This window comes from Paenibacillus sp. 01T422 (assembly GCF_056398785.1).
Genome location: NZ_JBFTQB010000247.1, coordinates 1 through 7,717 on the forward strand (window position 1 = coordinate 1; position 7,717 = coordinate 7,717).

The window sequence follows — 7,717 nt, forward strand, 5'->3', positions numbered from 1 at the left end:
GCCCTGAGCCGCTCTTCTTTCAACGACGATACGATTGTCATTTTCACTTCCGATCATGGCGATTTGCTAGGTGCTCACGGACATCTGCGACAGAAAATGTACTGTGCCTATGAAGAAGTTCTGCATGTGCCCTTCTTCATTCACAATAAGCATCTCTTCCCTCATAGCCAAAGTTTTGCAGAACTAACTTCCCATGTCGACCTGCTGCCTACGATGCTTGGTCTTGCGGGTGCAGATATTCCATCCATTCAAAACCGGCTGAATAGCAGCTTCAGTGAAGTTCGCCCCTTCGTTGGCCGCGATCTAACGCCTTACTTACTAAATCACCAACAGCACGGGGAAGCTACTTACACAAGAGAGCCGGTTTATTTCATGACGGATGACGAAATCACACGAGGCCAACATCAATTCAATCCATTAGGTCGTGCTTACAACGCTGTTATTCAACCAAACCACATTGAGACCGTTATCGCTGACCTACCTGGGCAGCATGGTCGACCCAATGAGACATGGAAATTCACCCGATACTTCGATAATAATCAGTTCTGGAGTGAGCCAGGTGTACGCGATGTCACGATTCAGCTATTTGGTGAATGGTGTACAGATTCTAATCAAACAACTAGTCCCACTAGTCAAGTTACATGCAAAACCGTTCCGGTTCCCGAGGAATATGAGTTGTACAACTTAACCGAGGATCCTCTCGAAACACGCAATCTCGCTCACCCTTCTTGGTCTAACTCGCAAACGAAATATGTCCAGTCTTATATGGTCCGCTTATTAGATGACCAACGAAGTCGCAAACGGTTGCGGCCAGAATCATTTAACCCGACATAAGATCTTCTAACGCCATTCAATTAGGCATAATTATTACATTGCATGAGTAATTGCATGAGCAAAAGGAGGTCTTCATTCATGCCTGGTTCCCTACTCCAATCCCGCTTTTTTATTCAGTCTGATCCTATGGAGCAAGAGTTTCTTTATCGTTTACCAGAGACTTGGTGGAGCCGGCCCTACGAATACGCTTGGTGCGCTTCCTTTATCGAGGAAACGGACATCGCGTTGGATGCAGCTTGCGGTCTCCCCCATCCGTTCAAATTTGTACTCGGTCGTAGATGTAAACAAGCGCATGCCTGTGATTGGGATGCTCGGATGGTATCCATACAAAGCTTAATAGCGTCCATTCGTTCGGAGATTAATGAAGAGGCTGCAGAAATTGTACGACTAGGAAACTACACGGAAACACTTCTAAGTCAAGCAAGCCTTACTAAACTTCCTTATGCCAATGCTTTCTTCGATAAAATCTTCTGTATTTCGGTGCTCGAACACTTAAATCCGGACGATATGCTGCAGAGCTTGAAAGAATTCAGAAGAACCTTAAAGAATGATGGTCTCCTGATCATTACGCTTGACTATCCAACTGTTAATTTAGGCATGTTTCAAACCATTGTGCACAATTCCGGACTAGACTTCTTCTCCGAAACTAATTTCGAACTTCCTCCCAATGCGCTCCACACCGATTTATGGGGCGGATTGTATTGTTTCCGTGCTGTCCTGAAGAAAAGAGCATTGGCTTAAGGAGGAATCGGCATGAGTTTTGATTATATTGACTATTGGAACAAGAATTATAACTTAGGAGGTACTTCCGGCAGCGGCTCCTATGGGTTATTGGCTGAATTCAAATCCGAAATTATCAATGATATGATTCAAAAACACGCGATTTCCACAGTCATCGAATTTGGATGCGGTGATGGCAATCAGCTGCAAACGATGAATTATTCACAATATTTGGGTTTGGATGTCGCACAATCCTCCATAAGCTTGTGTAAAGAGCTCTATAAAGATGACAGGAACAAAAGCTTCATGCTCTATAAACCTGGCTTCCTTATTAACCGTGGATTTTTCAGAGCGGATTTGCTTGGATGTGCTCTATCATATCACCGACGAACAAGATTTTTGCTCAACTTTAGATGATTTGTTTCAATGCTCGAACCGTTGGGTCGTCTTATATACGAAGATCACCACAGGATTAGAGCCTCAAGAGGTTCCTACAATTCTAGATTGGGACATTATGTCGTATTTAGCCAAGCATTCTGATTTTAAAATGACTGAAGTCATCCAACAGCGTCATCCCCAGCTGTCTTCTTCCCATTTCATCCTATTGGAGCGAGTTTCTTCTTAACGCTGATAGTTGGACCCACGAAATGTGGACGAAACCGAGATGGTATTCCCTGCGTTCTGGAAAAATGTTATTCTTCCGTTTTTCTTAGTCGCGCTCCCACTGCTTTTATGGATGATCGGGAGTGTCAGAAATCGCATAAGGCGAATACAACAGCCAAAAGCCCCCTGATGGGGGCTTTTGTTAGGCAAGATCCTGCTCAATAGAAGCGGCTTCTTCAGTTGAAGTGACGACGCGAATACCGAAAACCTTGGCAACTTTACAGCCAGGACGCGCTTGAAAGGCAATGGTTACATGGGTCTTCCCTGGTGCCATTAAACGCTTTTTCCACAAAATCGGCATCTGCAAATTGATTAAGCTTGAACATGGAGTTAAAGTTACACAAACTCCTCCCACAAAGACTTACTTAAACATATAAACCGCTTGGCTTGGCAGTTCTAGACAATTTAATTGTCCTCCGTAAACGGCACCACCATCGATGCCAATGATTCGATTCATACCAAAATATACATGAAAGTTATCTGGATCGCCATGCAGCGTTTCTGTGGAAGTGTGGCCGAAGACCACGATTTTATGACCGGAATAACCCGTATGAAATTCATCACGAATCCACATCAGCGTATGCGGGTCCGTTTCGGAAACAGGAGTTCCTGGCTGAACACCGGCATGTACAAAGATATAGTCCTCCGTTTCGATATAGGTCTCCAGATTTGTTATGAATGCCAAATGTTGCGTTAAAATCTCCGATTGCAGCGTCGGTTGTATGAACGTTTCTGCATTCTCATCGACTGCGAAGTCAGCTTCGGTAAACCCATAGCTTCTAAGCGTCATATCGCCGCCGTTAATTTGTGCCCAGCGTTTCCAAGCGCGCTCTTCCTGCGTCGTTAATGCTTTAATCATTAAGTCCTCGTGGTTACCTTTGAGTACGAGCGCTCCGGCTTCTTTTAAAGCAATCACTTTTTCAATAACTCCCCTGGCATTCGGACCGCGATCCACATAATCGCCAAGTAAAATCAGTTGATCCTTCTCGGGATTATACCCAACAGCTGCTAGTAAACCATCGAACTTCTCAAGCTCCCCGTGAATATCGCTAATGACAAGCATTCGTTCCATCTCGTTCTCCCCCTGCTGACTGGTTTTTCAATTTTATTAGTATAAAAGGATTAGAGCCAATCTGCAACGACTACAAAGATGTCTTACAAAAGATTGATTCAGCCTACTATTTTAGTTAAAATCGCTTACACAAGCTTTCGCTAACTAACTATAATCTTTACGTAAGCTTGTAAGTACCAAGAGAAAGGGGGGATAAGATCCTGTACCAAGAACGAATGGTTTAAGTTAATCGTTATGCAATCGGATTGAAATTATGGGATAAGAAGGTGCGCGTGAATGAAGTGGCATATATCATTATTGTCGGCAGTCCTCATTAGCTTAACTTTAATCCCGGTTGTCCATGCGGAGGAAACTATCGTTCATGGCAACCGAACTTCAATGGCGCAACAGTCAGATAACTTCAAAGATTTAATTGATTTGCCACAAGATATCAAAGTCAAATTTGACGCAATGATGCAAGAAAATGTGTTTGATGGGATCTCGGAACATGCATTTGGATTGAACGATAAAATGAATCGTGCTCAATTTGCCAAGGTAGCCGCGATTATCTTTGCACTGCCGATTCCTACCTCGGCTACACAGTCGTCATTTGCTGATGTGCATGCCGATGATCCAGCTAATGGTTATGCTCTCCCCTATATCGAAGCTCTTAGAGCAGCCGGACTTACGAATGGAATCGATGCGGATGGCAAGCTATACAATCCCGCAGGCCAAGTAACCAGACAAGAGTTAGCTGCGTTCTTGATCCGCGGGCTGAAGTGGAGGGATTCCGGGATCATACCGACGACGGACAGCACGGTCGACGACTGGGCGCAAGGTTATGTCACGCTGGCCATTCAGAATAAGCTCATGACGAACATAGCCGTCGGAAGCTTCGGAGGCAAAGCCCCCTCCACCCGTAAAACGCTAGCATTAGCCAGCTTTGAAGCGCGGCATGCCTTCCAGAGCCATGCGGCACCTGCCTCCGGCAGTCTAACCGTTGTAGAGAGCTTACCCGCTGGAATAACTGTCCTGCCAACAAAGATTGAACTCGATGAATCCGTTAAGCTTAGCGCTGGGGATACCTATTATGGCGCTGATGGAAGAATTGCGACAACAGGGCAACCGCCGGTGATCGGCCTGAAAGTGACGGGGCCAGACAATTACGAGTTTACCCTGAGCCAAATTGAGACCCTATACAGCAGCGGTTATTTGGATATATCTGCTTCAGGCGGCATAGTACTCGATAACCCAGCTATCGGACAGAGTTATGTCGGACTTGGCAAAATTGTCATGAAGGAGGTCACTTCCGAAGGGGACGCATCGATCTCAGCTAGCCTTACTCATATTGGCGATGCCGCCGCGATTCAGACATTTAAAGTCGCGCCTATGCGCATACCCGCGAGCATCGAAGTCAATACCAAGGAAATGGTTGCACTCGCAGAGAATGATCAGCCGCAAGGATTCACATTTACAATTAAAGACCAATATGGCAAAGCATTTAATGCGGCCTCTTCTCTCGACAACACGCAATACATGATCACGTATAAGCTTGAAAGGGTTTCCGGAGGGCCTAGTTTGCAAAGTGCCGGGGGGATTTTTGAAACTCCATGGGATGAGACGATTCCTTCTGACTCAGACAAACGTATTCTAACTTGGCAGTTGCCTGTTGACAAAAGCGGTGATCTCAATAAATTTATGTTCAAATCTAGCCAGCAAGCGGTAAGCCCAGATGGTTCCCATTATAAAATTACAGCTGCAATAATCAATCAAGACACCGCTGAATCGATTACCTCGGCAACTGCTAATTTAGATGTATACAACTGGAAGGATTACGATCCCTTCATGAAGTATGAGTTGGATATGCTTGATGACCATTTTGCCGCAGGCAAATATTTATTCGAGCGCAATTTACTCGGTAGTCCAGATGATGTTGCTACTATGAATACGAAATACGCCTATTATGGAAAAGAAATCAATATCATTGCTTCTGATGACAAGAACAGAAGAATCGATATGACGAAGGTGCTCAAAGACGATAAAGGCCAACCGATTTCCGTCATTCAACAAGTCTCAGCCGATACTAATAATTCGATTCTGGCCGCCCCAAGTATTAATACATCAGGCATTCCTGTGTATAAGGCGTATGGCATCCAACCGACAGACTTATTTAACGTCAACGTAACGTTTTACACGCCAAGCGGATCAAAAACATTAACCAAACAACAAGTGACAGTCGACTTTGGCGAGCCGATAGCAAAAGCGGTAGCTTTGAAAAATACGACACTTCCTTTCAACTTAAATACCGTTTATACCATCCTCAAGGCAGACGGAAAATCGGAACAAATAAAAGGCTCCGACTATCTAGCTAGTAATCCCTATGTGTGGGAATTTCTAAAATTCAGTGACAATAGTGGTCAGAACATGAAAACCGAAAGCAGCTTCTTTAAATATTTTATCCAGGCAACTGACCAATTTGGCTACAAATATCAGAACACCAGTAATGGACAAATCACGGATTTCATCGATAACCTCGACATTCTCAAAGTTCAAGTTGTCATTGATACGGATAACAAATATCCGCCTAAGTGGAGCGTCAAAGACAAGGCATTACAGGATAAAATCTGGATCGATGACCAGTTCCGGCTTCATTATGAACCTGCTGCCCGGAACGCCGACGGGTCTTTCGACTACTCAAAGAAAAATTTGCAGAGTTTCAGCATCGAGCTCAWTACGCCTTCCATGCAGCGGGCATGGTGCACTGTGACATTCAACTATTAAATGAAAGACGCCCTCTCCAATAATGAGAGGGCGTCTTTCATTTAAATTACTTGTATACTTCAACACTAGTAACTGGAATTTATACCGCTAATTCCCTGATCCAACCCATTTCCAACCCTAGTAACTGGAATTTCTACCGCTAATTCAGCCAAATTGGGGCGTATGCTCAATCTATCGCCGATTTAGATGTAGTTTCTGCTGTTATCTCTTTCTTAGCCTCTTCGCAGACCATATTAGCAGTAGATTTTCCTTTTATTGCTGATCGGCCAATGAAAGACAACATTGCTGACTTGTTTACCTCATTGACGGTATACGGGAGCACCCAGAGGTGCCGACCGTGCTCCTCCATCAACAGTAATTTCCGCTCCCTGCACGAATGATGATTCATCGGATGCAAGGAACAATACCGCACTCGCGATCTCCTCCGGATCACCCATTCGGTTAAGCGGAATTGTACGCGCTTGCGAATCCTCAAGTTTCGCGGTTTCTTCAGGCGTCGATTTTTTCCAGATCGGGGTGCGAGTTGCTCCAGGCACCACCGTGTTTACGCGGATGCCCCGAGGCGACAACTCGGATACCAACACCCTGGCCATACTGCTGATGGCCCCCTTACTCGCCGCGTATGCGGCTCTTCCCGGTGCACCATCCGTGGCGCGTGTTGAGCCGGTCAAAATAACCGAAGCCCCTTCCTTCAGGTGCGGCAAAGCTGATTGTACCGTGAAGAAGGCGCCCGTCACGTTAATTTTAAGAACTTCTTCAAATACCGAAAGTTCTGTATCTCCTAATGGTGTAGCAGATGAAATGCCGGCATTCGCATAAACGATGTCTAGTCCGCCGAAGGTTGCGACAGCTTTGGACAACGCATGATCCATACTTGCCGGATCGGTTGCATCCGCTTGAAATGCCAGGACACTTGGTCCAAGTTCATCGGCCACCTCATTTAATGTGGTTTGATTTCGACCAGTGATCACGACCTTTGCGCCTTCTGCGATGAACAGTTTCGTGGTTGTCAAACCAATCCCGCTATTACCTCCTGTAATTAAAGCCACTTTGCCATCAAGTTTTCCCATTTCTCTACTCCTTTGATCCGATTATCGCCTCTATTGTTTGCAACTATTCCGCAAAGTTTAATATGGTATAAAATTCCCCAATTCATTCATTGGATAGTCAGTTGATGCCATCAGTCGTATTAACGAATACAAGCATGATCCATGGGAAGCTGAAAATGCGAATAAAACATATGCTTTGCATATCATGCAGTCGGTGGATTATACCTTGAAGACGATAGACGAATATGTGATTAAGGAGCTGCAAACTAATCAGCGGATTGACCAGTTCTTTGACAATAAATTGGAGGGAAATCCTTATTACTCGGCTTATGAGGTCACAGAATTGATTCGGGTGATGATGAATTACAACAAGTTCATTGACTCGGTTTATTTTTACCGGGATTCTGATCAAATGGTCATTAGTCCGAACACAATGATAGCGGCAGACCGTTTCGGCGATAAAGCGTTTATCGATAAAATGATCCAAAGCTCTTCTCAATATGAACTGACAAATCAGCGGCTTTACAAAGAATTTACAGAGATGGATCAACGAAAGCTTGTCATTTCTCTCGTACGAAAGTTCCCCCTCTTATCTGGGCAAAAAGGCATCATTGTAGTC

General features: G+C 44.8%; 8 protein-coding genes. 5 read left to right on the forward strand and 3 right to left on the reverse strand.

What is annotated here, in order from left to right:
* From AC1DUA_RS15575 to AC1DUA_RS15585, 3 genes are all read left to right on the forward strand, one after another.
* Positions 1 to 834 (forward strand): sulfatase-like hydrolase/transferase (locus AC1DUA_RS15575; protein WP_477500639.1); only part of this gene is annotated, 834 nt, incomplete at its 5' end.
* 78 nt (positions 835 to 912) lie between these two features.
* Positions 913 to 1,575 carry a class I SAM-dependent methyltransferase gene (locus AC1DUA_RS15580; protein WP_477500640.1) on the forward strand — a complete coding sequence of 221 codons (663 nt, stop codon included), beginning with the start codon at positions 913 to 915 and terminating at the stop codon, positions 1,573 to 1,575.
* Between the two features lie 12 nt (positions 1,576 to 1,587).
* Positions 1,588 to 1,971, forward strand: coding sequence for a hypothetical protein (locus AC1DUA_RS15585; protein WP_477500641.1), 384 nt, complete (start codon positions 1,588 to 1,590; stop codon positions 1,969 to 1,971).
* A gap of 388 nt (positions 1,972 to 2,359) precedes the next feature.
* On the opposite strand, the gene AC1DUA_RS15590 is transcribed toward AC1DUA_RS15585, so the two are convergent.
* On the reverse strand, positions 2,360 to 2,491 hold the full coding sequence (locus AC1DUA_RS15590; protein WP_477500642.1) for a hypothetical protein: 132 nt from the start codon (positions 2,489 to 2,491) through the stop codon (positions 2,360 to 2,362).
* 87 nt (positions 2,492 to 2,578) lie between these two features.
* Entirely contained in the window at positions 2,579 to 3,289 is a 711-nt protein-coding gene (locus AC1DUA_RS15595; protein ID WP_477500643.1) for a metallophosphoesterase family protein, read from the reverse strand.
* Positions 3,290 to 3,565: 276 nt separating this feature from the next.
* Here AC1DUA_RS15595 and AC1DUA_RS15600 point away from each other — a divergent pair, with 276 nt between their 5' ends.
* Positions 3,566 to 6,049, forward strand: coding sequence for an S-layer homology domain-containing protein (locus tag AC1DUA_RS15600; RefSeq protein ID WP_477500644.1), 2,484 nt, complete (start codon positions 3,566 to 3,568; stop codon positions 6,047 to 6,049).
* Positions 6,050 to 6,348: 299 nt separating this feature from the next.
* Here AC1DUA_RS15600 and AC1DUA_RS15605 read toward each other — a convergent pair whose 3' ends face one another.
* The gene (locus tag AC1DUA_RS15605; RefSeq protein ID WP_477500645.1) at positions 6,349 to 7,119 is read right to left on the reverse strand and encodes an SDR family NAD(P)-dependent oxidoreductase; all 771 of its coding nucleotides are present in this window, start codon (positions 7,117 to 7,119) and stop codon (positions 6,349 to 6,351) included.
* Positions 7,120 to 7,324: 205 nt separating this feature from the next.
* On the opposite strand from AC1DUA_RS15605, the gene AC1DUA_RS15610 reads away from it, so the two are divergent.
* Positions 7,325 to 7,717 (forward strand): hypothetical protein (locus tag AC1DUA_RS15610; protein ID WP_477500646.1); only part of this gene is annotated, 393 nt, incomplete at its 3' end.